The organism is Streptomyces formicae (assembly GCF_002556545.1).
Lineage (GTDB): Bacteria > Actinomycetota > Actinomycetes > Streptomycetales > Streptomycetaceae > Streptomyces > Streptomyces formicae_A.
The window spans coordinates 3,280,091-3,306,910 of the sequence record NZ_CP022685.1; the positions used below are offsets into that span (position 1 = coordinate 3,280,091).

The 26,820-nt window shown below is 71.9% G+C and carries 21 protein-coding genes; 9 read left to right on the plus strand and 12 right to left on the minus strand.

The window, feature by feature from the left end; genetic code table 11:
• Positions 1–231: 231 nt before the first annotated feature.
• Positions 232–2,799, plus strand: coding sequence for an aminopeptidase N (gene pepN, locus KY5_RS14020; protein ID WP_098242563.1), 2,568 nt, complete (start codon positions 232–234; stop codon positions 2,797–2,799).
• 255 nt (positions 2,800–3,054) lie between these two features.
• On the opposite strand, the gene KY5_RS14025 is transcribed toward pepN, so the two are convergent.
• The 3 genes from KY5_RS14025 to KY5_RS14035 all read right to left on the minus strand — a co-directional run bounded on the left by KY5_RS14025 (position 3,055) and on the right by KY5_RS14035 (position 6,605).
• Positions 3,055–3,966 carry a LysR substrate-binding domain-containing protein gene (locus tag KY5_RS14025; RefSeq protein ID WP_098247241.1) on the minus strand — a complete coding sequence of 304 codons (912 nt, stop codon included), beginning with the start codon at positions 3,964–3,966 and terminating at the stop codon, positions 3,055–3,057.
• A gap of 34 nt (positions 3,967–4,000) precedes the next feature.
• Positions 4,001–4,966 (minus strand): DMT family transporter, encoded by a 966-nt coding sequence (locus KY5_RS14030; protein WP_418952773.1) that lies wholly within the window; start codon positions 4,964–4,966, stop codon positions 4,001–4,003.
• A gap of 127 nt (positions 4,967–5,093) precedes the next feature.
• A complete protein-coding gene (locus KY5_RS14035) occupies positions 5,094–6,605 on the minus strand; it encodes an FAD-dependent monooxygenase (RefSeq protein WP_234363174.1) in 1,512 nt (503 codons plus the stop codon).
• A gap of 121 nt (positions 6,606–6,726) precedes the next feature.
• On the opposite strand from KY5_RS14035, the gene KY5_RS14040 reads away from it, so the two are divergent.
• On the plus strand, positions 6,727–7,344 hold the full coding sequence (locus KY5_RS14040; protein ID WP_098242565.1) for a TetR family transcriptional regulator: 618 nt from the start codon (positions 6,727–6,729) through the stop codon (positions 7,342–7,344).
• 94 nt (positions 7,345–7,438) lie between these two features.
• On the opposite strand, the gene KY5_RS14045 is transcribed toward KY5_RS14040, so the two are convergent.
• Genes KY5_RS14045 through KY5_RS14055 form a run of 3 tightly spaced genes read right to left on the minus strand, consistent with a single transcriptional unit; the run spans position 7,439 to position 10,073 of the window.
• Entirely contained in the window at positions 7,439–7,678 is a 240-nt protein-coding gene (locus KY5_RS14045; protein WP_098242566.1) for a hypothetical protein, read from the minus strand.
• Positions 7,679–7,698: 20 nt separating this feature from the next.
• Positions 7,699–9,837: a 4-alpha-glucanotransferase gene (malQ, locus tag KY5_RS14050; RefSeq protein WP_098242567.1), complete on the minus strand. Its 2,139-nt coding sequence runs from the start codon at positions 9,835–9,837 to the stop codon at positions 7,699–7,701.
• Entirely contained in the window at positions 9,837–10,073 is a 237-nt protein-coding gene (locus tag KY5_RS14055; protein ID WP_055554223.1) for a hypothetical protein, read from the minus strand. Before KY5_RS14055 ends, malQ begins: the two co-directional genes overlap by 1 nt.
• Positions 10,074–10,414: 341 nt before the next feature.
• Here KY5_RS14055 and KY5_RS14060 point away from each other — a divergent pair, with 341 nt between their 5' ends.
• Positions 10,415–13,393 (plus strand): beta-N-acetylglucosaminidase domain-containing protein, encoded by a 2,979-nt coding sequence (locus KY5_RS14060; RefSeq protein WP_098242568.1) that lies wholly within the window; start codon positions 10,415–10,417, stop codon positions 13,391–13,393.
• 125 nt (positions 13,394–13,518) lie between these two features.
• Here KY5_RS14060 and KY5_RS14065 read toward each other — a convergent pair whose 3' ends face one another.
• The gene (locus tag KY5_RS14065; protein ID WP_055555610.1) at positions 13,519–14,055 is read right to left on the minus strand and encodes an HNH endonuclease; all 537 of its coding nucleotides are present in this window, start codon (positions 14,053–14,055) and stop codon (positions 13,519–13,521) included.
• A 282-nt stretch (positions 14,056–14,337) separates the two neighbouring features.
• On the opposite strand from KY5_RS14065, the gene KY5_RS14070 reads away from it, so the two are divergent.
• Entirely contained in the window at positions 14,338–15,414 is a 1,077-nt protein-coding gene (locus tag KY5_RS14070) for a mechanosensitive ion channel family protein (protein WP_199843071.1), read from the plus strand.
• Between the two features lie 44 nt (positions 15,415–15,458).
• On the opposite strand, the gene KY5_RS14075 is transcribed toward KY5_RS14070, so the two are convergent.
• The 4 genes from KY5_RS14075 to KY5_RS14090 form a co-directional block, all read right to left on the minus strand.
• Positions 15,459–16,199: a class I SAM-dependent methyltransferase gene (locus KY5_RS14075; protein WP_098242570.1), complete on the minus strand. Its 741-nt coding sequence runs from the start codon at positions 16,197–16,199 to the stop codon at positions 15,459–15,461.
• A 161-nt stretch (positions 16,200–16,360) separates the two neighbouring features.
• Positions 16,361–17,194, minus strand: coding sequence for an alpha/beta fold hydrolase (locus tag KY5_RS14080; RefSeq protein WP_234362725.1), 834 nt, complete (start codon positions 17,192–17,194; stop codon positions 16,361–16,363).
• 49 nt (positions 17,195–17,243) lie between these two features.
• Complete coding sequence (locus KY5_RS14085; protein WP_098242572.1) at positions 17,244–18,482, minus strand: beta-ketoacyl-[acyl-carrier-protein] synthase family protein; 1,239 nt, start codon at positions 18,480–18,482, stop codon at positions 17,244–17,246.
• A complete protein-coding gene (locus KY5_RS14090) occupies positions 18,482–18,718 on the minus strand; it encodes an acyl carrier protein (RefSeq protein ID WP_098242573.1) in 237 nt (78 codons plus the stop codon). Before KY5_RS14090 ends, KY5_RS14085 begins: the two co-directional genes overlap by 1 nt.
• A gap of 643 nt (positions 18,719–19,361) precedes the next feature.
• Here KY5_RS14090 and KY5_RS14095 point away from each other — a divergent pair.
• Positions 19,362–20,030 carry a DUF4232 domain-containing protein gene (locus KY5_RS14095; RefSeq protein WP_098242574.1) on the plus strand — a complete coding sequence of 223 codons (669 nt, stop codon included), beginning with the start codon at positions 19,362–19,364 and terminating at the stop codon, positions 20,028–20,030.
• A gap of 50 nt (positions 20,031–20,080) precedes the next feature.
• Here KY5_RS14095 and KY5_RS14100 read toward each other — a convergent pair whose 3' ends face one another.
• On the minus strand, positions 20,081–22,054 hold the full coding sequence (locus KY5_RS14100) for a serine/threonine-protein kinase (protein ID WP_098242575.1): 1,974 nt from the start codon (positions 22,052–22,054) through the stop codon (positions 20,081–20,083).
• A 330-nt stretch (positions 22,055–22,384) separates the two neighbouring features.
• On the opposite strand from KY5_RS14100, the gene KY5_RS14105 reads away from it, so the two are divergent.
• The 4 genes from KY5_RS14105 to KY5_RS14120 are packed head-to-tail and all read left to right on the plus strand — an operon-like array spanning position 22,385 to position 26,817.
• Complete coding sequence (locus KY5_RS14105) at positions 22,385–23,560, plus strand: ROK family transcriptional regulator (protein WP_098242576.1); 1,176 nt, start codon at positions 22,385–22,387, stop codon at positions 23,558–23,560.
• A gap of 52 nt (positions 23,561–23,612) precedes the next feature.
• Entirely contained in the window at positions 23,613–24,953 is a 1,341-nt protein-coding gene (locus KY5_RS14110; protein ID WP_098242577.1) for an ABC transporter substrate-binding protein, read from the plus strand.
• An 11-nt stretch (positions 24,954–24,964) separates the two neighbouring features.
• The gene (locus tag KY5_RS14115) at positions 24,965–25,900 is read left to right on the plus strand and encodes a carbohydrate ABC transporter permease (protein ID WP_098242578.1); all 936 of its coding nucleotides are present in this window, start codon (positions 24,965–24,967) and stop codon (positions 25,898–25,900) included.
• An 8-nt stretch (positions 25,901–25,908) separates the two neighbouring features.
• Positions 25,909–26,817 (plus strand): carbohydrate ABC transporter permease, encoded by a 909-nt coding sequence (locus KY5_RS14120; RefSeq protein ID WP_098242579.1) that lies wholly within the window; start codon positions 25,909–25,911, stop codon positions 26,815–26,817.
• Positions 26,818–26,820 lie beyond the last annotated feature (3 nt).

Sequence of the window (26,820 nt, forward strand, 5' to 3'; positions counted from 1 at the left end):
GGCATTCCGGTTCCCCCCGGGCGTCGGCACGACCGTCGCGCGGTCGGTCGCGGCGATCGTGGGGCATCAGTCGACGCGCGGAGCGTAACCGGACGACAGCGGGAGGACAATGGCCCGGGCGGCCGTACGAACGCGCATGGAAGGATGGCCGGAAACGCCACAAGTCGTACCCGTCGAACCCACCGGTGTACGACGCGGCGCACGACACGTCGTACCCGAGGAGATGACCGCGTGCCCGGCACCAATCTGACCCGCGAAGAGGCGCAGCAGCGGGCGAAGCTGCTCACCGTTGACTCGTACGAGATCGAACTCGACCTCTCCGGCGCGCAAGAGGGCGGCACCTACCGGTCCGTGACCACGGTGCGCTTCGACTCCGCGGAGGCGAACGCCGAGACCTTCATCGACCTGGTGGCCCCCGCGGTCCACGAGGTCGTCCTGAACGGCCACGCGCTCGAAGTGGGCGCGGTGTTCCGCGACTCGCGCATCGCGCTGCGGCACCTGGAGGCGGGCCCCAACGAGCTGAAGGTCGTCGCCGACTGCGAATACACCAACACCGGCGAGGGCCTGCACCGCTTCGTCGACCCGGTCGACCAGCAGGCGTACCTGTACACGCAGTTCGAGGTGCCCGACGCGCGCCGCGTCTTCGCCTCCTTCGAGCAGCCGGACCTGAAGGCCACCTTCCAGTTCACCGTGAAGGCGCCGAGCGGCTGGACGGTGATCTCCAACTCGCCGACGCCCGAGCCCAAGGACGACGTCTGGCACTTCGAGCCGACGCAGCGCATGTCGACGTACGTCACGGCCCTGATCGTCGGCCCGTACCACTCGGTGCACTCCTCCTACGAGGGCCCGAACGGCCAGTCGGTGCCGCTGGGCATCTACTGCCGCCCCTCGCTCGCGGAGTTCCTCGACTCGGACGCGATCTTCGAGGTCACCCGGCAGGGCTTCGACTGGTTCCAGGAGAAGTTCGACTACGCGTACCCCTTCCCCAAGTACGACCAGCTCTTCGTGCCGGAGTTCAACGCGGGCGCGATGGAGAACGCGGGCGCGGTGACCATCCGCGACCAGTACGTGTTCCGTTCGAAGGTGACGGACGCGGCGTACGAGGTGCGCGCGGCCACGATCCTGCACGAGCTGGCCCACATGTGGTTCGGCGACCTGGTCACCATGGAGTGGTGGAACGACCTGTGGCTGAACGAGTCGTTCGCCACCTACGCGGAGGCCGCCTGCCAGGCGTACGCGCCCGGCTCGAAGTGGCCGCACTCCTGGACCACCTTCGCCAACTCCATGAAGACGTGGGCGTACCGCCAGGACCAGCTGCCCTCCACGCACCCGATCATGGCCGACATCCGTGACCTGGACGACGTCCTGGTCAACTTCGACGGCATCACGTACGCCAAGGGCGCCTCGGTCCTGAAGCAGCTCGTCGCCTACGTCGGCGAGGACGAGTTCTTCCAGGGCGTGCAGGCGTACTTCAAACGCCACGCGTTCGGCAACACGCGCCTGTCCGACCTGCTGGGCGCCCTGGAGGAGACCAGCGGCCGCGACCTGAAGACCTGGTCGAAGAAGTGGCTGGAGACGGCGGGCATCAACGTCCTGCGTCCGGTCGTGGACGTCGACACGGCGGGCGTCATCACGTCCTTCGCCGTCAAGCAGGAGGCGCCCGCGCTGCCCGAGGGCGCCAAGGGCGAGCCGACCCTGCGCCCGCACCGGATCGCCATCGGCCTCTACGACCTGGACGACGAGTCCGGCAAGCTCCTTCGCACGGACCGCGTGGAGCTGGACGTCGACGGCGAACTCACGGCGGTGGACGCCCTGGTGGGCAAGCACCGTCCCGCGGTGATCCTCCTCAACGACGACGACCTCTCCTACGCGAAGGTCCGTCTGGACTCCGAGTCCCTCGCCTTCGTCACGGACCACATCGGCGACTTCGAGGCGTCGCTTCCTCGCGCGCTGAGCTGGGCGTCGGCGTGGGACATGACGCGCGACGCGGAGCTCCCGACGAGCGCGTACCTCTCCCTGGTCCTGTCCGGCATCGCCAAGGAGTCGGACATCGGCGTCGTGCAGTCGCTGCACCGCCAGGTGAAGCTGGCGCTCGACCTGTACGCGGCCCCCGCGGGCCGGGACGCGGCGCTGGCCCGCTGGACCGAGGCCACGCTCGAACACCTGCGGGCCGCGGAGCCGGGCAGCGACCACCAGCTGGCGTGGGCCCGCGCCTTCGCGGCGACGGCCCGCACGGACGCGGACCTCGCCCTCCTGGAAGCCCTGTTGGACGGCTCGGAGTCGATCGAAGGACTGGCCGTCGACACGGAGCTGCGCTGGGCCCTCGTGGCACGGCTCGCGGCGACCGGACGGCTCGACGAGGCGGGCATCGAGGCGGAGCTCGCGCGGGACAGGACGGCGGCGGGCGAGCGGCACGCGGCGTACGCGCGGGCGGCGCGGCCCACCGAGGAGACGAAGGCCGCGGCCTGGGCCTCCGTGGTGGAGTCCGACTCCCTCCCCAACGCCATCCAGGAAGCGGTGATCAGCGGCTTCGTCCAGGTCGACCAGCGCGAACTCCTCGCGCCCTACACGGAGAAGTTCTTCTCCTCGGTCAAGACCGCGTGGGACTCGCGCTCCCACGAGATGGCTCAGCAGATCGCGACGGGCCTGTACCCCTCGCTCCAGGTCTCCCAGGCGACGCTGGACGCGACGGACGCGTGGCTCGCGTCGTCCGATCCTTCGGCCGCGCTGCGCCGTCTCGTCACGGAGTCCCGTGCGGGTGTCGAGCGGGCGCTGCGGGCCCGCTCCGCGGACGTGTAGCAGGTGGCCCGGGTGGAGGACCCGATTCCGGCTCCTCCACCCGGGCCTGGGGGGCCTCGGTGGTGTTCCCGGCCGCGGGACCGGTGGGGGCTTGTCGCGCAGTTCCCCGCGCCCCTGACGGGGCGCACCGTCAGGGGCGCGGGGATGCGCGCTCAGCCACAACAGACCCGCAGCCAAGCGACGGCAGTGGCTTCTCAAGGGGCGCGGGGAACTGCGCGACAAGCCACGATGCGCCCGCGGCCGAGCGACGAGCAGCTACCCCACCCGCGTGGGGACCGCCTCCCGGAGGGAGGTCAGGACGCGGGACACCGCCGCCCCGCCCGCCGCCCCACACCGCACCGCCGCGACGACGTGACGGCACGGCCGGTCCGCGACCAGTTCCCGCATGACGACGCCGTCCCGGCGTACCGCCGCCATCCGGGGAACGAGCGCCACCCCCATCCCCGCCTCCACCATCGCGAGGATCGCGGTCCAGCCGGAAGCGGAGTGGGCCTGCTCCGGGGTGAAGCCCGCGCCCTCGCACGCCGCCCTGGTGATCTCCGACCAGGGGCCGCTCCCGCCGAAGATCCACGGCTCACCCGCGAGATCGGCGAGCCGGGGCGCGGCGGCCGACGCCAGCGGATGCTCCCCGGGAAGCGCCACGTCCAGCGGGTCGGCGAGCAGCGACTCGCGGGTGAAGCGCGTGTCCGCGTCGGCCGCGGCGGGCGCCTGCGCCGCGAGGGAGAGCGCGATGTCCACCTCACCGGCCGCGAGCAACTCGTACGCCTCCGCCGCCTCCGTCTCCCGTACCCGTACGGAAATGCCCGGCGCGGCCTCCCGCAGGGCCCGCACCGCGGGAACGACGAGCGCGGGCACCGCGGTGGAGAACGCCCCGACCCGCACCTCCCCCGCCTCCCCGTGCACATACGCCGCCAACTCCGCGTCGGCCCGCTCCAGTTGGGCGAAGACCGCCTCCGCGTGCCGCAGCACGAGATGCGCCGCGTCGGTGAGCCTGACGCGGCGCCCGTGCGCCTCGAGGAGGGGTACGCCGAGCTGCTTGGCGAGGTTGGACAGCTGCTGGGACACGGCGGACGGCGTCATCTGGAGGGCGCCCGCGGTCGCCGTGACCGTGCCCCGCTCGCTCAACGTCCGCAGGATCTGCAGCTTCTTGATGTCCCACTCGCTCATGGGGTCAACGTACAGACCCCCGGTACCCGCCACGTCAGCCGCGGTCGCGGACGCGTACCGAGGGGGTCCCCGCGGCCGAGCCGAGGACGACGCCGCCCAGGATCAGCCCCATACACAGCACCTGCAGCCACCCCATCGCCTCGCCGAGGAGCGCGAAGGAGAGGAGCGCCACACAGACCGGCTGGAGGTAGTAGACGACCCCGGCGCGGGCCGCGCCGATGATCGAGACGGCCTTGTTCCAGGCGAAGAAGGCGACCGCGGAGGAGACCACACCGACGTACAGGAGCGGCGAGACCGTACCGGCCGTCGGAGCGAAGCCGCCCTGGATCGCATAGCTGGCGACGAACACCGGAAGCAGCATCAGCGCGCCGAGCACGAACGTCGAGAAGAGGAAGGGCAGTCCACCGATCTCCGCGGGCCTGCGCTTGAGGAGCGCGCTGTAGGAGCCGAAGGAGAACGCGCCCGCGATCACCCACAGATCGCCGACCGCGAAGTCCATGTCGAGGGAGCCCTTGCTGACCAGGAGCAGCACCCCGCCGCAGGCGACGAACATGCCGGTGACGCGGCGGGCGCCGAGCCGGGTGCCGCCGATCCGTTCGTAGACGGCCATCAGGACGGGCGACGCGGCCATGATCATGCCCATGTTGCCCGCGGTGGTCGTCATGCCCGCCTGGTTCACGAGGGTGTTGTAGACCGTGACGCCGAGCAGCGACGCGAGAAGGAGGAAGCGGACGTGCCGCCGCAGCAGCGCCCGCTGCCGCCAGGTCTCCCGCACCGCGAACGGCGCCACCGCCGCGATCGCGATGATCCAGCGCCAGAACGCGTGCTGGACGGGCGGCACGGTGTCGTGCAGGGCACGGGAGGTGACGAAGCTGCCCGACCAGACGACGGTGGCGAGAGCCGCGAGCGCGAGGCCGACGCCGAGCGGGCGGGCGACGGCGTCGACGGCTCCGCGGCCGCTCTCGGTGGTGGTGACGGGGGTCCGGTCCAGGACGGTCACGTGGTATCCCTTGCCTCTCTCCCCGTCTTTGCGGGGATCTCGGTGCGTTGCGGGACTACCGTGACACCAGCACACCTATCAGGTCCATCGAATCTTTCAGCCTGATCTTTGAAGTAGATACGAACGTTCAGTGGACGCCGATCCCCCACTCCCCGAGCGCCGCGCCCACCGCCTCCGCTCCCGCGTCCTCGGCGGCCCACGCCACGTACCCGTCGGGCCGGACGAGCAGCGTCGTACGGCGCCCGCTCGTCCAGTGCGCCGCCACCGCGCGGCCCGTCGGCAGCGGTGCGCCCTCCGGCGCGACGAGCACGAACCGGCCCTCGCGCAGGGCCTCGTAGAGGCGCCCCTCCTTGAGCGCGACGTCCGGCGCCCGCCGCCCCACGAGCGGATGGGCGCCCCTCGGCGCCGGGTAGGCGACGCCGATGCCGGTGATCTGGCCGACGGCCCGCGCCCGCACCGGGCGCAGCCGCGAGACGCCCGCGGCGAGCGCGGCACGGGCGGCGAGCGTCCAGGGGCGCTTGGCCATCGCGAGCCTGACGAGTCCGCCGCTGGTGCGCAGGACCATCTTGCCGACCGGGTGCCGCTCGCTCTGATAGCTGTCCAACAACCCTTGCGGCGCACGCCCGTTGACGGCGGCGATCAGCTTCCAGCTCAGGTTCGCGGCGTCCTGGAGACCGGTGTTCATGCCCTGGCCACCGGCCGGAGAGTGGACGTGCGCGGCGTCCCCCGCGAGGAAGACCCGGCCCACGCGGTAGGCGGGGGCCTGCCGTTCGTCGCTGTGGAAGCGGGACATCCAGCGGGCGTCGTGCATGCCGAAGTCCTGGCCGAGCGCCGCCCTGACGATCTCCTTGACCTCCTCGATGTCGAGCGGCTCGCTGTCGGGGACGTTGCGGGCGCGGTTCCAGCCGATGACGCGGTGGTAGCCGTCGGAGAAGGGCGCGATGAAGGCGAAGGCGTCACCGACGCCGTTGACGGCGAGCAGCGCCTTCGGCGGCCTGGCGAGCTTGACGTCGGCGAGGACGAGGGAGCGGATGACGGACCTGCCGGGGAAGGGCAGCCCGACCGCCCGGCGCACACCGCTGCGCAGGCCGTCGGCGCCGACCGCGTAGGCCGCGTCGAGCGTGCTCGACCCGCCCCCCGGGCCACGGACTTCGAGCGTCACCCCGTCGGCGTCCTGGGTGAGGCCGACGAGCTCCGTCTCGTACGCGAACCGGACCCCCGCCTCGACCGCGCGCCGCTCCAGGACCCGCTCGACCTCGTACTGCGGCAGGACGAGGACGTACCGGAAGCGGGACGGCAGGTTCGCGAGGTCGAGGGAGAGCCGGTCGAAGAGGCGGAGCCTGTCGAGGGGTTCGCCCCTGGCCACCAGCTCGTCGGCGATGCCCCGGGCGTCGAACTGCTCCAGGGTGCGGGCGTGCACCACCAGCGCGCGGGAGAGGTTGCTGATGCCGCGCGGACGCTTCTCGACGAGCGTGACGGGGACACCCGCGGCGGCGAGGTCGCCCGCGAGGAGGAGTCCGGTGGGGCCCGCGCCCACGACGACGACGCCGCGGCCGGTGGGGTGATCGGTGGTGCCCGTGGTGCCCATGGTTCCGGTGGTGCCGTTCATGGCTGCCTCCTGAGGCCCTGGTGACCTGATGACGCGTACGCCGGGTGCCAACAACTGTTGGTCAACGCTTGTTGGCCAACGTAGAACTGCCGCTATGGACTGTCAACAGGTGTTGGCCTACGTTTGTTGGCATGACTGAAACGGCATCGGCATGACCGACACGGCCCCGGACGGCACCGCGGCCTCCCAGGGCGCACGCCGCTCCGACGCCACCCGGGCCGCCATCCTCGTCGCGGCCCGCGAGCGGTTCGCCGCCGACGGCTACGAGCGGGCGACGATCCGCGCCATCGCCAGGGACGCCAGGATCGACCCGTCCATGGTGATGCGCTACTACGGCAACAAGGAGGGCCTCTTCGCCGCGGCCACCTCGGCGGACCTGATGATGCCGGACTTCGCGCGGGTGCCGCGCGAGGACGTCGGCAGGGTGCTCGTCTCCCACTTCCTCGACCTGTGGGAGGACGGCGGGACGCTCACCGCGCTGCTCCGCGTGGGCATCACCAACCAGGCGGGCGCCGAGCGCATGCGGGACATCTTCACGCGCCAGCTGCTGCCGGTGGCGCGCGCGGTCTGCCCCGACCCCGCGCAGGCCCCGACGCGGGCCGCGCTCTGCGCGTCGCAGGTGCTGGGGCTCGCCCTGACCCGGTACGTCCTGCGGTTCGCCCCCTCGGCCGCGCTGAGCCGGGAGGAGATCACCGACTGGCTCGCGCCGACGGTCCAGCGCTATCTGACGGCGGAACGGGCCCAGGGCCCGTCCGGTGGAGGGGCGTGAACACGTCGAGGGCGCGCTTCACCCCGCGTACGTGGTGAAGCGCGCCCTCGACGGAGCGTACGAAAGGGTGGCGTGAGCCCCCTGATCGGCCCGGTCAGCCCTGCTTCTGCTGCTTGCGGGACTTGTCGCCGACCATCACGAGGCCCGCGATCACCAGGAACAGCACGATGGGCGCCACGACATAGAGGCCGAGCGTGTCGATGACACTCAGGCCGGGACCCGGGTCGTCGCCGTCGTCGCGCGTGAGCGCGAGCGCGGGGGACGACATGAGCAGCATCATCAGCGTCGTGCCGGAGGCCAGGGCGCCGGCGCGCAGAGCGTTCTTCTTGTCCACGGTGCAAACGTAGCGAACTCCTAAACGGGGTGCGCGCCCGGGGGTGCCGTACGGGTCGTCTCGGCACTTCCCACGGCCGTCACCGCGCCCGGTCTGAAGACCGTCATGAACGCGTGCAGGCGCGGCGAGGCGGCGAGTTCCTCCAGCGTGACGGGGCGTCCGGTGGCGTCGGCGATCGGCAGCCGCCAGTTCGGATACTGGTCCCAGGTGCCCGGCAGGTTCTGCGGGCGGCGGTCGCCGACCGTGTCCGGCAGCCAGATGCCGACCATCCTGGCCGGGGTGGCGAGCAGGAAGCGGTGCACGGCGCGGATCTCGTCCTCCTCGCAGCCCATGCCGCCCGGCAGCATGCCGAGCCTGCCGAGCAGCGCGAGCCACTCGTGCACGTCCGCGGCGGCCTCGGCACGCTCCACCCCGAGCTCTCGGGTCAACAGGCCGAGGTCGTACCGGAGTCGGACGTGCTCGCCGGTGAGCCGCGCGGCCGTCGGGGGCAGGTCGTGCGTGGTGGCCGTCGCCACGCAGTCCGCCCGCCAGGCGTCGGCGGGCAGCGGGCGGCCCGTGCCTTCCCAGTCGCGCTCGAACCAGAGCACGGACGTGCCGAGCACGCCGTGCTCGCGCAGGGTCTCGCGGACACCCGGCTCGACGGTGCCGAGGTCCTCGCCGATGACGAGGGCGTCCGCGCGGTGCGCCTCCAGGGCGAGGACGGCGAGCATCGCCTCCGCGTCGTAGTGGACGTAGGTGCCCTCGGTGGGCTCGCGGCCCTCGGGGATCCACCAGAGCCGGAACAGGCCCATGACGTGGTCGACGCGGAGCGCGCCCGCGTGCCGCAGCAGGCCGCGCAGGAGCGCGCGGTAGGGCGCGTAGCCGGACTCGGCGAGGCGGTCGGGGCGCCAGGGCGGCAGGCCCCAGTCCTGCCCGCGCGCGTTGAACGCGTCCGGCGGGGCGCCGACGCTCATGCGCGGGGCGAAGTGCCGCTGCTGCGCCCAGGCGTCGGCGCCGCCGGGGTGCACGCCGACGGCGAGGTCGTGCACCAGGCCGATGGCCATGCCCGCCTCGCGCGCGGTCCGCTGGGCGGTGGCCAGTTGGGCGTCGGTGAGCCAGGCGAGGCGGCTGTGGAAGTCCACGCGGTCCATCAGATCCCGGCGCGCGCGGGTGGTTTCGGGCGAGGCGGGGTCGCGCAGGGCGGCGGGCCAGGAGTGCCAGTCGGGGCCGTGCACCTCGGCGAGCGCGTACCAGGTGGCGTGGTCCTCGAGGGCGGTGCCCTGCTCGGCGAGGAACGCGCTGTAGGCGGCGCGGCGGCCGGGGCCGAGGGGGACGTCGTAGAGCAGTTCGAGGGCTTCGCGCTTGAGGGCCCAGACCGCGTCCCTGTCGATCAGCTCGCCCTCGCGCAGCACGGACGCGCGTAATCGCCCGGCCCCGCCGCGCAGCTCCTCGGCGCGCTCGCGGGCCGCGCCCCGCAGCTGGGCGTACTCGGGAACGTCCTCGACGCGGAGGTGGACGGGGTCGGGGAAGCGGCGCGAGGAGGGCCGGTACGGAGAGGGGTCCCCGCCCTGACCTCCCGGCGGGCCCGGCACGGCCGCGTGCAGGGGGTTGACCTGGACGAACCCCGCGTCCAGCGAGTGCCCCGACCAGGCGGCCAGCTCGGCCAGGTCGCCGAGGTCCCCCATGCCCCAGGAGCGCCGGGACAGCAACGAGTACACCTGCACGAGGAACCCGTGCGTACGACCGGGCGGCGCCTTGACCCTGCGGGGAGCGGCAACGAGATGCGCCTGCCCGCTCCGCCCGTCGGGCCCGAGCACGACGAGGCGATGCACGCCGGGCGGCACCTCGGCGACCGCCCCGGTCCCCGCCTCCCAGGCGACCGTCCCGCCGTCCTCCAGCTCCACCCGCACCCGCGTCCCCCGCGCCAGCCGCGCGAAGGGCGGGGCGTCCGGTACCGGGTCGTCGGTCCAGACCACCACCGTCGGCGGGAGGAGGCTCCCGGACAGCTGGGCCTCGCGCTCGGCGAGGGACGCTCGGGTCGCCTCCGGGGTGCTCGCGTCCACGTCCAGGGCGGCCAGCGCCGCGATCACCGCGGCTTCGGAGGCCGGGACGGCGCGCCCCGGGGACGGAGAGTAGGAGGTGGCGACGCCATGGGCGGCGGCCAGCCGGGAAAGGGTCATCAGACCCCCATGTAGTCCAGGCCCGAAGCCATGCCGGTGGCGGTCGGCTCGCTGGTCAGCGGGGCCGCGTCGGCGAGGGGCGGCTCGCTGGTCAGCGGCGCGGCGTCGGCGAGCGGGGGCTCGCTGGTGAGCGGCGGCTCCAGGCAGCCGCAGGAGCAGGAGCCGTCGAGGCCCGAGTCCGGACCGGAGACCTGTTTGGAGAGTGCGGAGAGCAGAAGGTTCGCAGAAGCGGCCACGTGGAGCTCCTTGTCAGGGGGCAGGTCACGGCAGCCCTACCCAGTGCGCAAGGCCGCAGACGTATACGGTGGTCCAACGTGACGGTGGTCACATTTGGTTCCCGGTACGGGAGTTGTTCCCCCGCACCCGCTTCCCGCCCGGAAGATCGGCCGCCCGCGCCCCCGCACCCCGGGAAGACGTCCACTCCCCCGAGGCCCCCCAGAAGCCCCCCGAAGTCCTCCGGTGCGCCCCCACCCGACCCCGTTGACACCCCGACTGCCACAGTGGTGGGCTCATCACCACACGTGCTCACACGCACACGTGACGTCAGAAACCCCAGGCACGACGAGAGGGGCGGGCCGTGCAGGTACGGCAGTCGCGGCAGTTCCGGCGCGGCAGGGGGGCGGCCGCCGTCGCCTTCGCCGTCATCGCGGGCGCGCTCGGCGGCGCCCCCGGCGCCCTCGCGACCCCGACCGCCCCCGGGAGACCCGGCACGCCCGCCGCATCGCCGGACGACGACCGCGCGAACGACGCGCTCCCACCGGTCTGGCCGCGCCCCCAGTCGACGAGCGCCACGGGCACCGCCGTCACGGTCGGCGACGACGTCACCCTCGTCACGGGCACGGGCACGGGCACCGACGCGGACTCGGACGCGGGCACCGACCCGTACGCCCTCGACGCCCTGCGCACCCTCCTGCACGACGCGGGCGCCCGCCGCATCACCGAGGTCCGCGACGGCGCCCGGCTGCCCGCGGGCCGCGCCCTCGTCGTCCACACCGGCGGCCCGAGCGCCGACCGGGCGCTGCGTTCCCTCGGGGCACGCGCGCGTGGAGACCTGCCGGCGGGCGGGTACCGGCTGGCCGTCGGGCAGGTCGCGGGGCAGGACACCGTCGCCCTCTCCGGCGTCGGCGCGGACGGCCTCTTCCACGCCGTACAGACCCTGCGGCAGCTGGCGGGGGCGGCAGGCGCTCAGAAGACCCGCACCCTCCCCGGCGTACGGATCCGTGACTGGCCGGGCACGGCCGTGCGTGGCATGACAGAGGGCTTCTACGGCACCCCCTGGACCCGCGAACAGCGCCTGGACCAGCTCGACTTCATGGGGCGCACGAAGCAGAACCGCTATCTGTACGCCCCCGGCGACGACCTCTACCGCCAGGCCCGCTGGCGCGAGCCCTACCCCGCGGACCAGCGCGCCGACTTCCGCGCCCTGGCCGCGCGCGCGAGGGCCAACCACGTCACGCTCGCCTGGGCGGTCGCCCCCGGCCAGGCGATGTGCATGTCGTCGAAGAAGGACGTCAGGGACCTCACCCGCAAGATCGACGCGATGTGGGCGCTCGGCGTGCGCGCCTTCCAGCTGCAGTTCCAGGACGTCAGCTACAGCGAATGGCACTGCGGGCAGGACGCGGAGACGTTCGGTTCGGGGCCGAGGGCCGCCGCGAAGGCGCAGGCCGGGGTGGCCAACGCGGTGGCGGCCCACCTCGCCGAGCGGCACCCGGACGCGGAGCCGCTCTCCCTGATGCCGACCGAGTACTTCCAGGACGGTTCGACCGCCTACCGCGCGGCGCTCTCCGCGGGCCTGGACCGCCGGGTCGAGGTGGCCTGGACGGGCGTGGGCGTGGTCCCCAGGACCATCACCGGGCGCGAACTGGCGGGCGCCCGCGAGGCGTTCGGACCGCATCCGCTCGTCACGATGGACAACTACCCCGTCAACGACTTCGCGCAGGACCGCGTCTTCCTCGGCCCCTACACCGGCCGCGAGCCCGCCGTGGCCGCCGGATCCGCCGCCCTCCTCGGCAACGCCATGGAACAGCCGTCCGCGTCCCGCATCCCCCTCTTCACCGCCGCCGACTACGCCTGGAACCCGCGCGCCTACCGCCCCCACGAGTCCTGGCTCGCCGCGATCGACGACCTCGCGGGCCCCGACGCGGCCGCCAGGGGCGCCCTGCGGGCCCTCGCGGGCAATGACGCGTCCTCCGTGCTCGGCGCCGACGAATCGGCGTATCTGCGCCCCCTCATGAGCGAGTTCTGGCAGGCCCGCACCACGGAGGACCGGGCCCGCGCCGACGCGTCCGCGCGGCGGCTGCGCGCGGCCTTCGGCGTCATGCGCCGGGCCCCCGAGCGGCTCGCCGACACCGCCGTCGGCGACGAAGTGCGGCCCTGGATCGAGCAGTTGGCGCGCTACGGCACGGCGGGCGAGACCGCCGTGGACATGCTGCGCGCGCAGTCCGACGGCGACGGCGCGGCCGCCTGGCGGGCCGCGCGCGCCCTGGCCGGGCTCCACGAGGAGCTGCGGGCGAGCCCCGCCACCGTCGGCAAGGGCGTGCTCGGCCCGTTCCTGACGCGGGCCCTGAAGGCGTACGACAGATGGGCGGGCCTCGACGCCGCGCAGGCGTCGGACCACGCGACGGCGGAGCTGCCGCGCGCCCGCGTCCTGTCCGCCGTCACGGCGCTCACCGACCCCGGCACCCGGGGCGAGCTCCAGGCGCGCGTGCCCGGCAAGGGCTGGCGGACCGTCGGCGACCTGTCGGCGAGCGGCTTCACCGAGGTCGCCCTCGCGGACGTGCGCGCCGACGCGGTCCGCGCCCGCACCACCACGGGCACCGTGCGCCACCTCGTGCCCTGGTACGCCGACTCCCCCGCGGCCCGGCTGACCCTGGCCCGCGCCGAGACCGACGCGGAGATCGGCGGCGCGCCCCGGCGAGTCACGGCGAAGCTGCTGCCGCTGCGCCCCGGCGACGTACGCGGCACGCTCCGGGCCGAGGCCCCCAAGGGCATCGAGGTGAAGGCCCCCGCGGCGACCACACTGCCGCGCGGCACGGAGGTCGCCGTGCCGCTGGACATCACCGTCCCCGCGGGCACGCGCGCGGGGACGTACGACATCCCGGTGCGCTTCGGCGACGAAAGCCGCACGGTGTCCGTCCGCGCCTACCCCCGCACCTCGGGGCCCGACCTGGCGCGCGGCGCGAAGGCCACCTCGTCGGGCGACGAGACGGAGGACTTCCCGGCATCGGCCGCGACCGACGGCGACCCGACGACGCGCTGGTCGTCCCCCGCCGAGAACGGCGCGTGGTGGCAGGCCGACCTCGGCCGCCCGGTCCGCGTCGGCCAGGTCGTCCTGCGCTGGCAGGACGCGTACGCGGCGGCCTACCGCGTCCAGACCTCCGCCGACGGCCGCACCTGGCGGACCGCCGCCACCGTCAAGGACGGCAGGGGCGGCCGCGAGGCGGTCCGCATGGACGCGCGTGACACCCGCTACGTCCGGGTGCAGGGCGACGAGCGGGCTACGCGTTTCGGCTACTCGCTCTGGTCCGTGGAGGCGTACGCGGTCGCGGAAGACTGACGACCGCGCACTCCCGCACGCCACGCAGGGCCGCACGCCCCGTCCTGCAACCGTGCGCCCCCTGCGTCATACGTGCGCCATGCCTGCGTCATGCCTCCGAGGACGACGAAGGCCCGGATCGAGTTCTAGGCGGAAATGCCATCGATCCGGGCCATCGCGTCCTCCGCGCCGAACGGCTGCAAGTACGGCAGCCAGCGCGGATCCCTATGTCCGGTCCCGATGATGCGCCACGCGAGGCCCGAGGGCGGCGCGGGCTTGTGTCGCAGCCGCCAGCCCAGCTCCAGGAGGTGCCGGTCGGCCTTGACGTGGTTGCAGCGGCGGCAGGAAGCCACCACGTTGTCCCAGGCGTGCTGGCCGCCTCGGCTCTTCGGAATGACGTGGTCGACGCTGGTTGCGACGCCACCGCAGTACATGCACCGACCGCCGTCGCGGGCGAACAGCGCCCGCCTGGTCAGAGGAACGGGCCCCCGGTAGGGGACCCGCACGAACCGCTTGAGGCGGACCACGCTGGGTGCGGGGACGGTGCGCGTAGCGCTGTGCATGAAGGCGCCGGATTCCTCGAGGCAGAGAGCCTTGTTCTCCAGGACGAGGACGAGCGCGCGGCGGAGCGGTACGACGCCGAGTGGCTCGTACGACGCGTTAAGGACCAAGACATGCGGCACGGCGGATGCCTCCTTGTACGCCGGCGGCGCGTGGCTCGCGCCGGGACGATCTGTTGCCAGTCTCCCCTCATGCCTGGTCGTGGCGCCACCATGTGCCGGTAACGGCCTTGAAGTGTTTTCGACCACAGCGGCGACGGGCGGCGGGACGTCACCCTGTTCTTCCCCAGGTGAGCACCGTCTCTCCCTCGAACATGACAACGATCCACACACAATGCCCCGTTAGTGTGGTGCTTCTGCCCGGGGCATCTTCTGGGCAGGCCGCGATACCTGGAGGTACCAGCCGTGCTCTTGTCCGTCCTGTCGGCTGCCGGAACGGACCCGGACGACAAGTCGACGTCGAAGCCGCCCACGTTCGAGGACGCCCAGGAAAGCGCCACGAACGCGGCCAGCTGGGTGGAGCAGAACTGGTCCACCTGGCTCGGTATCGGCCTGCGCATCGTGCTGATCGTCGCGATAGCGGTCGTCCTGCGCGTCATCGTCCGCCGCGCCATCACCAAGCTGATAGACCGCATGAACCGCACGGCCCAGGCCGTGGACGGCACCGCGCTCGGCGGCCTCCTGGTCAACGTGGAGCGCCGCCGCCAGCGCTCGCAGGCCATCGGCTCGGTCCTGCGCTCGGTCGCCTCGTTCCTGATCCTGGGCACCGCCGCGCTCATGATCCTCGGTACGTTCGAGATCAACCTGGCACCGCTGCTCGCCTCGGCGGGTGTGGCGGGTGTCGCGATCGGTTTCGGCGCGCGCAACCTCGTCACGGACTTCCTCTCCGGCGTCTTCATGATCCTTGAGGACCAGTACGGCGTCGGCGACTCCATCGACGCGGGCGTCGCGTCCGGCGAGGTCATAGAGGTCGGCCTGCGCGTCACGAAGCTGCGCGGCGACAACGGCGAGATCTGGTACGTCCGCAACGGCGAGGTCAAGCGCATCGGCAACCTCTCCCAGGGCTGGTCCACGGCGGGCGTCGACGTCACGGTCCGCCCGGACGAGGACCTGGACAAGGTCAAGGAGGTCCTCGCCGCGGTCGGCGAGACCATGGCCAAGGACGAGCCGTGGAACGAGCGCCTGTGGGGCCCGGTCGAGATCCTCGGCCTGGACAGCGTCCTGCTCGACTCCATGGTCGTCCGCGTCTCCGCCAAGACGATGCCGGGCAAGTCCCTGGGCGTCGAGCGTGAGCTGCGCTGGCGGATCAAGCGGGCGTTCGACGAGGCGGGCATCCGCATCGTCGGCGGCCTGCCGCTGGCCGCGGAGGAGACGGCGGCCGACCCCACGGCGGGCATGGCGGCGCCCTCCGCGTACGCCTCGACGACGTCTCCCCAGTCCCTGGCGTCGGCCCCGATACCGCCGCCGAACCTGGCGAAGTAGAGGAAGCGGAGCAAGCCGAGGTCGCAGAGGTCGCGCTCGGGTCCCTACGGTTTGTGGGTTACCCAGAGCAGTTCCGCGGGCCAGCGATGTGCCCAGTCGGGCGGGTCGGTTTCGTTGTAGCCGTTGGGCGTGCCGGGTCCGGGCCGCGGCTCGATGAGGTCGTCGATGACGAGGCCCGCGCCGCGCAGGACCCGGACCCAGTCGCCGTAGGTGAGCTGATAGCTGGTCGCGCCGTCGCCCTCGGCGATGGCGTCAAGACCGAAGTAGTCCTGCCGCAGCGTCGTGGTCACGCGACTCGCCGCTTCGTCGTAGCAGGCTTCGAACCACGGGCTGGCGACGTTGAACACCAGGCGCCCGCCGCGACGCAGGATGCGCGCGGCCTGCGGGACGGCCAGGTGCGGGGGCGCCCAGCTGAGCCCACCGAAGTCGCAGAACACCAGGTCGAAGGTGGCGTCGGCGAAGGGGAGTTGCTCGGCGGCGCCCTGCACCAGCGGGTAGCGGTCCGCTCCCATCGCGCCTGCCGCCGCGGCAAGTTGGGCTTCGGACAGGTCGAACCCGACCACGCTCGCCCCCTCGGCGGCGAGCGCCCTCGACCACTGACCGGCGCCACAGCCCAGTTCGAGGACGCGCTTGCCGGTGACGTCGCCCAGGGCGCGCAGGTGCGCGTCGGGGACGGAGTACATGCCCCACAGCCGGGGTGCGGCACCGATCTGCGGGTCGTGCTCGTGCTGGTAGGCGCTGCTGATCTGGTTCCAGAGGCGCCGGTTGGCGGGGATGCTGTCCACGTGGTGACTCCAGCACTGGCTGCTGGGGCTGGTCAACACGATTAGGCACGGCCGGGGCGGCCGTCGCCGAAGAACGCTTTGCGCCAGCCTTTACGAGTCGGCCCGCAGCAGGAGAGGCCACATCCGGGCCTCCGACACCGGGGCACCGGGTCTTCGGCACGTCACAAGGCGGCTTCCGGGAAGGAACGGATTCCGTAGCCCGCAGGCGGCCGGCTGTCGGTGATGAAGGCTCTGACCAAGGCGGCGACAGCATCGGGCCGTTCCATCAGCAGCATGTGATCGCAGTCGGGCATCGTGACGAAGCGGCTGCCGTCGATGGTCTCGGCGAACGCGCGTTGCAGGTCGGGCGGGGTGAGGGTGTCGTGCTCGCCGGTGAAGACCAGGGTGGGCACACCCACCAGGCCGCCGGTGAGGGCGGTGCGCGTTCCCAGGGCACGGGCCAGCATGTACTCGGCGTGCGGCCGCCTGGCAACTCTCAGCAGGGACCGCCGGAAAGAGCGCAGGGCCAGGTCGCGGCGGTGGACCCGGCGGCTGTCGTCCAGGCAGAACATCTCCGCGGAGACAGCCGCGACGAAGCCCTCCGTGTCACCGTTCGCCAGGAGTTCGCCGGCTTTGCGGTAGCGGGCGAAGGGGGTGTCGGTGAGGTGGGCGGGAACGCCCCCCAGAAGGAGGCGGGCGCAGCGCCGGGGACGGCGCTGGGCGTAGCGGAAGGCGAGGACCGCGCCGTGGGAGTAGCCGAAGAGGTTGACGCGCGGTACGTGCAGGTCGTCGACGATGGCGTCGAGCGCCGCGTCGAGCAGGGTGAGGGTGTGCTCGGGTCGGGGCACGTCGGAGTCGCCCGCGCCGGGCAGGTCCGCGGTGAGCAGGCAGGACACGTCCGTCAGGGCGTCTTCGAGCTGCACCCAGTCGTACATGCCCTGGAAGGCACCGCCCAGCGCGATCAGCGGTTCGGACCGGGCAGCGGTGGGAGACACCAGGCGATAGCTGCAGGACACGCCGTCCACGTTCACAGTGCGTACGCATTGCATGGGCCGGTCCCCCGCCTCAGGCCCTGGTGAGGACGAGTACGGCGTTGTGGCCTCCGAACCCCAGCGAGGAGCTTGCCGCGCACGCGAACCGTGCGGGGCGGGCCGTGCGGGCCACCACGTCGACAGGCACGTCCGGGTCCTGCACGTCCAGGTTGACTGTCGGGGGCACCAGCTGCTCCTCCAACGCCAGGGCGGTCAGGGCGGCTTCGATGCCGCCGGTGGCACCCAGGGCATGTCCGGTCATGGCCTTGGTGGACGTGACGAGCGGACGGTCACCGAAGACGCGGTGCAGGGCCGCGCTTTCGATGAGGTCGTTCATGACCGTGGAGGTGCCGTGGGCGTTGACGTGGCCAATGTCCCCGGCAGCGACCTCGGCGTCGGCCAGTGCGGCCCGCAGGGCCGCTTCGATGCCCTGTCCGCTCTCGTCGGGGGCCACCGGGGACAGGGCGTCACTGGTGGAGCCGTACCCGGCCAGGTGCGCGCGGACGGTGGCACCGCGGGCCCTGGCGTGCTCCGGGCGTTCCAGGACCAGCAGTCCGGCGCCCTCGCCGACGACGAAGCCGTCCCGGCCCGCGTCGAAGGGCCGACAGGCGGCGGCGGGGTTGTCCACCCGGGTGGACAGGGCCCGCATCCGGCAGGTGCTGGCGAACATCAGCGGTGAGCGCAGGGCCTCCGCCCCGCCGGCCACGGCGATGTCGCAGCGGTTGGCGCGCAGCCAGCCCAGAGCGGTGCCGATCGCGTCGGTGCCGGAGGCACAGGCCGTGCTGACCGTCAGGCTCGGCCCTCGCGCGCCGAGGTCCTGGCAGATGCCGCCGGTGGCGTTGTTGGGCATGCTCAACGGCGCGACCTTGGGGGCGACCCGGCGGGCCCCGCGCTCGCTCAGGACGGCCTGCTGCTCGTCGTAGTAGAGCAGGCCGCCGTGTGCCGTGCCCACCACGACCGCGACGCGGGCACCGTCCCAGGTTTCGGGGTCGAGCCCCGCGTCGGCGACGGCTTCGCGGGCCGCGATGACGGCGAACTGGGCGAAACGGTCCAGAAGCAGGGTGGCCCGGCCGAGTCTGCCATCGAGGTCGAGCCCTTCCACCGTGTACATGAAGTCACAGGGCAGGTCGCGCAGGGATGCCAGGCTGCGCACGCCCCGGGGGGATGGGGCGGTGGTGACTTCGCGCCAGGTCTCCTTGGCGCTGTGTCCCGCCGCCGTCACCAGACCGATCCCGGTCACCGCGGCGGACCAGGAGCCGTAGCTCTGCGCCATCAGGCCACCGCTGCCTTGGCGCACACCGCGTCCATCAGCTGTCGCACGGTGCTGCGCGACGTCAACTGCACGTCGTCCAGGTCGACGTGCAGTTCGTCCTCGAGGACCAGCCGCAACTCCTCCAGGGCCAGGGAGTCGATGTGCAGCCGGTGCAGCGGCTGGTCGGGCTGCACCGCCTCCGGAGCAAGCCGGTACATCCTTACCAGTACGGCGATGACCCGCTCTGCGACATCCATCAACTGCTGCTCCTTCTGACGCTGGCCGCGGCCCTATGCGGGTTCAACGCCGACCCGTACGCGAAGTGACGTCCACCGGCCCCGATCAACCCGTTCGGGACAGCGCTTCGGGGGGCGCCACGCGGCTGCCGCGCCCCGGAGGAAGGACCCTTACGCAGAAAGGGAATTCGACACTGCACGCGACCGAGCCGAGTCAGCACCGCACGGCCTGCGCCGCCCCGGGACCGACCCACGGAGACGCCCAGTCGTCGAGTGCATGTCACCACACCCGGTCAAGATCTGCCGCGTTACGGAACTGTCCCAGGGACCCGCGACAGAGAGAACGTGCCGAGCGCCGACCGGAACCCCCACCCGGCCCCACCGAACACCCACCCCACACCAACACGACGAACCCGCGTTCGAGCCCCATTTCTCGCGCCGAACAGCGGAAGAAGAGGCATCCGGAAGGGCGCCTCACAGGACGAGAGCACCCACAGGACAGCGCCCGCCACCCACCCCACGCCTGTAACAGGAATGTCTTGGCGGCAAGTTGAGCGGAACGGTTCGCCGGTCCCGATGACTCCTGGTGGTCAGAAACGCTCGCTCGTACCAGCCGGTGCCGAGGAGCAACCGGCACCACCAACCGACACTGAGGGACCAGACGATGCGCGTTCGCAAGCTCACCACCTTCGCCGCCCTGGCCGTCGCCGCGAGCCTCTCGCTCACGGCCTGCAACGGCGACGACGTCGCGAGCGGCGACTCGTCATCGGCCTCTTCCGCGTCCTCGGGCGGCGGCTCGGACCAGGGCGGGTCGAACGACACCGCGGGCAAGGACTCCGGCGGCGAGAAGCCCGCCCCGGCGGGCAAGGACTCCGCGGGCTCCGGCTCCGATTCCGGCCAGAGCGGCAAGGCCGCCAAGTGCCGCACCGACGACCTGGACATCACCGCGTCGGACAGCACCATCGACGGCGACACCGACGGCTCCGTCGCGGTGACGTTCAAGAACGGCGGCGCCGACTGCGCCCTGTCCGGCTTCGCGGGCGTCGACCTGAAGACCAGCGAGGGCGACCTCTCTGCCACCCGCGCGGGCCAGGGCGCCAGCCCGACGACCCTCAACAGCGGCGAGTCCGTGTCCTTCAGCATCAGCTACCCGGTCAACGACTCGGGCGGCTCCGGCGTCAAGATCACCGGCCTCGTCGTGACCCCGCCCGGCGAGACGAAGCCCTTCTCCCTGGAGTGGCCCGGCGCCGCCACCCTCCCCGTCACCGACGGCTCCGGCTCCCCGGTCAAGGTCCACCCGATCGGCAGCGCGGGCCAGGGCGGCGCCCAGTAACCCGCACCCCTTCCCACCACGCGCCCGCGACTGATCGGACCCGGTCCCGATCAGTCGCGGGCGTAGTAGTACCCGTCCCCGTGCGAAGGACCCACGTTGTGCTGGATCCCGCTGCCGTTGATGGTGAAGTACGAGGGGTCCAGCGTCGGGTAGCACATGGGCGGACGGCTACCCACGAACGTCGCCTTGCCGACGTTGATCCGGCTCCCCTGGCTCCCGGACGACGTCACCTTCGCGGCGTACGTACACGAAGCCTGCTTCTCCATGGACAGCCGGACCGCCCCGCTGCGCGAGATCGTCACCGAGTCGGGCTGCCCGAGGTTGAAGTCGCCGCTGAACTTCCAGGATCCCGCGAAGAAGGTGGGCACGACGCCCCCGCCGCCCCCCGATCCCGCCGAGCCGCCGTCACCCGAGCCGGAGCCGGAACCGGATCCGGAACCCGAGTCGCCGTCCGACGAGTCCCCGGGCGACGTGCCGCCACCCGCCGACGAGCCGGAACCGCCGCCCTTGGAGCCGTCCGAGTCCCCGGAGTCCTTGCCTCCGCCGCCGTCCTTCCCGTCGGCGCCGTCCGCCCCGTCCTTGCCGTCCTTCCCGCCGTCGCCCTTCTTGTCCTTCTCCCCCTCGTCCCCGTCCTTGTCCCCGTCCTTGTCCTTGGACTTCCCCTTGGACTTGTCGCCCTTCGACGGTGAACCATCCGGCGACGGCGACGAGTTCGCGCCCGGCGTCACGGATGCGCTGCTGGACGGAGGCGACGCGCTGTCGCCGCTGTCACCGCCGAACGGCTGCAGGATCGCGACCGTGCCGCCGCCGACGGAGAGTACGGCCACGACCGGGAGCGCGATCACCAGCGGGCGGCGGCGCCGAGCGCGCTTCCCCTCCCCGGTGGGAGCACTCGCGGCGGCCCCACCCGTCACCGCCGCCACCTCGGCGGCTCCCGCACCGGCCCCCGCACGCAGCCGCGCCGTCTCCCGGTCGACCGCCTCGGGCCCCGTGGACTCCACGGGCGCCTCGGCAGCGACCGGCGCCGCCTCCCGTACCGGCGCCGAAGCCTCCGCGTCCAGGAGCCGCGCCGCCTGCTGGGCGAGGCGCGTGACGACCTCGGCGGGCAGCCACGACGCCTCGCCCGACGGCGGGCCCGCCCCCTCGGCGGTCGCCAACAGCTCGTCCAGGTCCGCGCGTTCGTCGACGTCCTTGACGAGACAGCGGGCGATGAGCGCCCGCAGCCCGTCGTCGGCCACCGCGCCGAGGTCGGGCTCGGCCTCGACGATCTGGTACATGACCGCGTGCTGGTTGCTGGCCCCGCGGCCGAAGGGCAGCGCGCCCGTCGCGGCGTACGTCAGGACGCAGCCGAGCGTGAACACATCGCTCTCGGGACCCGCGCTCTGGCCCTGGATCTGCTCGGGCGCCATGAATCCCGGTGAACCGATGACCATGCCGGTGCTGGTGAGGAGCGACTCGACGGAGGTCTGCATCGCGCGGGCGATGCCGAAGTCGATGACGCGCGGGCCCTCGACGGTCAGCATCACGTTGGACGGCTTGAGGTCGCGGTGCACGATCCCTGCCGAGTGGATGTCCTTGAGCGCGTGCAGGAGTCCGTCGGCGAGCGCGAGGACGGACTTCGCGGGCAGCGGGCCGTGGGCGCGCACGACCTGTTCCAGGGAGAGCCCGGGGACGTACCCCGTGGCGACCCAGGGCAGGTCGGCGTCCGGGTCCGCGTCGAGCACGGGCGCGGTGTAGCGCTCCCCCACGCGCCGCGCGGCATCGATCTCGCGCCGGAACCGCGCCCTGAACTGGGCGTCCGAGACGTGTTCCTCGTGGACGACCTTCACCGCGACGGTGCGGCCGCTCTCGGAGCGGGCGAGGTAGACCCGCCCCATGCCGCCCGCGCCGAGCCTGCCGAGCAGCAGATAGGGCCCGAACCTGGCGGGGTCCGCCGCGATCAGCGGCTTGATGCCCCCGTCGAGACTGTCGTCCCCGTCGTCCTGAACCCCGTCGTCGTGGACCCCGCCGGTCTCACTGGTCATGGTGGTCTGGTCCCCCGGTCATCCCGCTGGTCAATCGAACAGACGTGAGGATAAGTGCTGCCGATCTCTCCCCGGAAGCTCGGGACGCGCGGGAGGACGGTGACGGTTCTGCCCAACTGGGCAGTAGGGGGCCGAAGTTAGGGGACGGCCGGAAAAACGACCCAAGTGCACCCCTTGCAACGCCCCGCCCCCAGAGGTAACGACTTGGTTGCCGGGCGGGCGCCCGCTATTGACGCCTCATTCACGCCAGCCGTACGGTCCTCACGAATTGGAAAGTTTCCTAACAGTCGCTTTCACCGTTCCCTACGCAGCCGGAAGGCAGGTGTCGTCATGGCAGCAGCGGGCAGCAAACCGGGCACCCCGCGCGTCCTGCGCGCCATGAACGACCGCGCCGTACTCGACCTCCTGGTCCTGCACGGCCCCCTCACCCGTACCCGCATCGGCGAGCTGACCGGCCTCTCCAAGCCCACCACCTCGCAGCTGCTCGGCCGCCTCGAAGCCGCCGGGCTCGTGCACACCACCGGCAGCCTCAGCGGCCGCCCCGGCCCCAACGCCCTGCTGTACGAGATCGATCCGGGCGCGGGGCACGTCGCCGCGCTCTCCGCCGACCCCACCGGCATCACCGCCCTCGTCGCCGACATCACCGGCACCGTCATCGGCCAGGCCCGCGTCGAGGCCGACGCCGTCGCCGAGGACATGCGCCACCGCACCGCGCAACTGGTCGCCGAGGCCGTCGACGGCGCGCTGCGGCAGGCCGGGCTCGGCCACGACGACCTGCGGGCCGCGGTGATCGGCACCCCCGGCGCGATCGACCCGCACACCGGCCAACTGCGGTACGCCCCGCACCTGCCGGGCTGGCACTCCCGGACGCTGCGCGACGATCTCGCCGCCGTCCTCGGCACCCCCGTCGCCATCGAGAACGACGTGAACCTGGCCGCCGTCGCCGAGCAGTACGAGGGCGCCGCACAGGACTTCGACAACTACGTCCTCACCTGGCTCGACGAGGGCGTCGGCGCCGCCATCGTGCTCGGCGGCACCCTGCTGCGCGGCGCCACGGGCGGCGCGGGCGAGATCGGGTACATGCCGCTGCCCGGCGCCCCGCTGGTGCGCGGCGGCTCCGCGGGCAGCGGCTCGGCGGACGGCGGCGGTGACGGCGGCTTCGAGAGCCTCGTCTCGGCGTACGTGGTACGCGAACTCAGCGGCGGCGGCGCGACGTTGACCGAGGTCATGGCCGACGACGCCGCGCTCGACGAGGTCGCCCGGCGCATCGCCACCGGCATCGCCGCCGTCGTCGCCGTCGTCGACCCCGAACTCGTCGTGCTCTCCGGATCGGTGGCCCAGGCGGGCGGGGACAAGCTCCGCGCGCGGGTCGAGGAGGAGCTCACCGGCCTCGCGCTGCCCCGCCCGCAGATCCGCATCAGCGAGCTCGACGGCGACCCGATCCTCACCGGCGCCCTGCGCTCGGCCCTCACCCAGGCCCGCGACCAGGTCTTCGACACGGCCTGAGAACTCCCGTACCGCACACCGCATCTCCCCTCCCCCGTAAAGGAAGTCCGCCATGCCGCGATGGCGCATACCCACCTGCGCGTCCGCGGCGCTCGCCGCAGCCGGTCTGTTGCTCTCCGGCTGTGCCAACCCGAGCGTCGGCAGCGCGAACGACGATCCGACCAAGCCGGTCACCCTGAAGTTCTGGCACGGCTGGGCGACGCCCGGCGAGGTCAAGGCCGTCAACGACAGCATCGACCGGTTCGAGAAGCTGCACCCGAACATCAAGGTGAAGGCCACCGGGAACGTCACCGACGAGACCACCAACCAGGCCCTGCGGGCGGGCGGCGACAAGGCCCCCGACGTGGTCTCCTCGTTCACCACCAACAACGTGGGCCAGTACTGCGACTCGGGGATGTGGGCGAACCTCGATCCGTTCATGAAGAAGACCGGCCTGGACAAGAAGAAGGTCTTCCCCAAGACGCTGCTCGACTACACGAGTTACCGGGGCAGGCAGTGCGCCCTTCCGCTGCTCGCCGACGCCTACGGCATGTACTACAACAAGGACGCGTACGCGGAGGCGGGCATCGAGCGCCCGCCGCGCACGATGTCGGAGTTCAAGAAGGTCGCCAAGAAGCTGACCGTGCGCAGCGGCAAGAACTCGTACGAACGGGTCGGTTTCATGCCCAACTTCCGCTTCTACCAGAACAGTCCCGACCGGCTCTTCGCGCAGTGGGGCCCCCAGTACTTCGACGGCAAGGGCGACGCACGGCTCGCCGATGACCCCTCGACGTACAAGTTCTTCAAGACGGCGAAGCAACTCGCTGACGCCCAGGGCGGGTTCGACGACCTGGAGCGGTTCCGGCTCACCTTCGGCGACGAGATGTCCAGCCAGAACGCCTTCCTGACCGGCAAGGTCGCCATGCACCTGGACGGCGAGTGGCGCGGCCTGATGCTGGACGAGGCGAAGGCGAAGTTCAGGTGGGACGTGGCGCCGCTGCCCGTCCCCGACGACCAGGCCGAGACGTACGGACGCGGCTTCATCACCGGTACCGTCGCCGGGATCGCGCACAGCAGCAAGCACCAGAACGCTGCCTGGGAGCTGGTGCGGTTCCTGACCGCGGACACCGACCAGGTCGTGAAGTTCGCGAACGCCATCCACAACGTGCCCTCCACCTTCGCGGCGCTCAAGTCGCCGAAGCTGGACGCCGATCCGACCTTCCGGACCTTCTTCGACATCCTGGAGAACAAGCACAGCAAGGCCCTGCCGCCCTCGGTCAACGGCGGCGCGTACGTCGTCTCGCTCCAGGACTTCTCGTACTCCGTCGAGGCCGGACGCGTGGGTGATCTGCGCAAGGGTCTGAAGAAGCTCGACGACCAGATCGACGCCGACACCCTCCAGTCGAAGAGCTGAGGACCGAAGCCATGGCCATCTCCCTCTCCAACCCCGCGCGCCGCAGACTGCGCACGCTGGGCTTCCTCTCCCCCTGGCTGGTCGGCTTCAGCGTCTTCTTCGCGTACCCGCTGATCGCCACCGTCTACTTCTCGTTCATGCACTACAACCAGATCAAGGAGCCCACCTTCGTGGGCCTCAGGAACTGGAAGTACGTGTTCGAGCAGATGCCCCTGTTCGGTCCCGCCCTGTGGAACACCCTGTGGCTGGTCGTGATCATGGTGGCCGTGCGGGTGGTCTTCGGGCTCTCGCTCGGGCTGCTCATCACGAAGATCAAGACGGGCGCCGGGTTCTTCCGCACCGCCTTCTACCTCCCCTACCTGGCCCCGCCGGTGGCCGCCACGGTCGCCTTCGTCTTCCTGCTCAACCCGGGCACGGGCCCGGTGAACGAGATCCTGAGCTCGATCGGGATCTCCGGGCCCAACTGGTTCAACGACCCGGACACCGCCAAGCCCTCGCTCGTCCTGCTCTCCCTGTGGGGCATCGGCGACCTGATGGTCATCTTCATGGCCGCGCTGCTCGACGTGCCGAAGGAGCAGTACGAGGCGGCCGACCTGGACGGCGCGGGGCCGTTCGCCAAGTTCCGCTACGTCACCTGGCCCGCGATCACGCCGATCGTGATGTTCGCGGTGGTCACGGGCGTCGTGCAGACCATGCAGTACTACACGCAGGCCCTGGTCGCGGGAAAGGTCGCCTCCGGCGTCAACATCGGCCCCGGCTCGGTGATCCAGCCCGGCTACCCGGACCACTCGACCCTCACGGTCCCCCAGCTCGTCTACCAGATGGGCTTCCAGAACTTCAACACCGGTGCGGCGTGCGTTCTCTCGCTCGTGCTCTTCGCCATCGCCATGGCCGTGACGATGCTCCTGATGCACAAGCGCTCCGGACTGCTCGCGGCGGAGGACTGAGGAAACCGATGACTTCCACGACTCTCAGCGCGCCCGCTTCCGCACCCGAGAGGACCGCCCCCGCCCGGGGCCCCGCCGCCGCCCGCGCCCGCCGCAAGCGGGTCCTGCACTGGATCGCCGTGCACAGCGTCGCGATAGCCGTCGCGCTGCTCTTCGTCCTGCCGTTCGTCTTCGTCTTCCTGACGTCGGTGATGAGCGACTCGCAGGCGATGAGCGGCGACCTGTGGCCCGACGCCTGGCACTGGTCCAACTACAAGGAGGTCTTCGAGACGCCGGGCTTCCTGGACTGGTGGCGCAACTCGCTGCTGTACGCGGGTCTCGGCACCCTCTTCACCGTCTGCTCGGCGATCCCCGTGGCGTACGCGCTCGCCAAGTTCCGCTTCCGCGGCAGGCGCACCGCGATGCTGCTCGTCATCTCCACGATGATGCTGCCGCCGCAGGTCATCGTGATCCCGATGTACCTGGTGTGGGCCCAGCAGTTCCACCTCTCGGGCACGCTGTGGCCGCTGATCATCCCGATGGCGTTCGGCGACGCGTACTCGATCTTCCTGCTGCGGCAGTTCCTCCTGACGATCCCCAAGGAGTACATCGAGTCGGCGAAGGTCGACGGCTGCGGCGAGTTCCGCACCATGGTCAAGATCGTGGTGCCGATGGCCAAGCCCGGCATCGCCGCCATCGCGCTCTTCCAGTTCTTCTACTGCTGGAACGACTACTTCGGGCCGCAGATCTACGCGGCCCAGAACCCCGGCGCCTGGACGCTCAGTTACGGCCTGGAGTCGTTCAAGAGCGCCCACAGCGTCAACTGGAACATGACCATGGCCGCGACGCTGCTCGTCATGGCCCCCGTCATCATCATCTTCTTCTTCGCACAGAAGGCCTTCGTCGAAGGCGTCACCCTCACCGGAGTAAAGGGCTGAGAA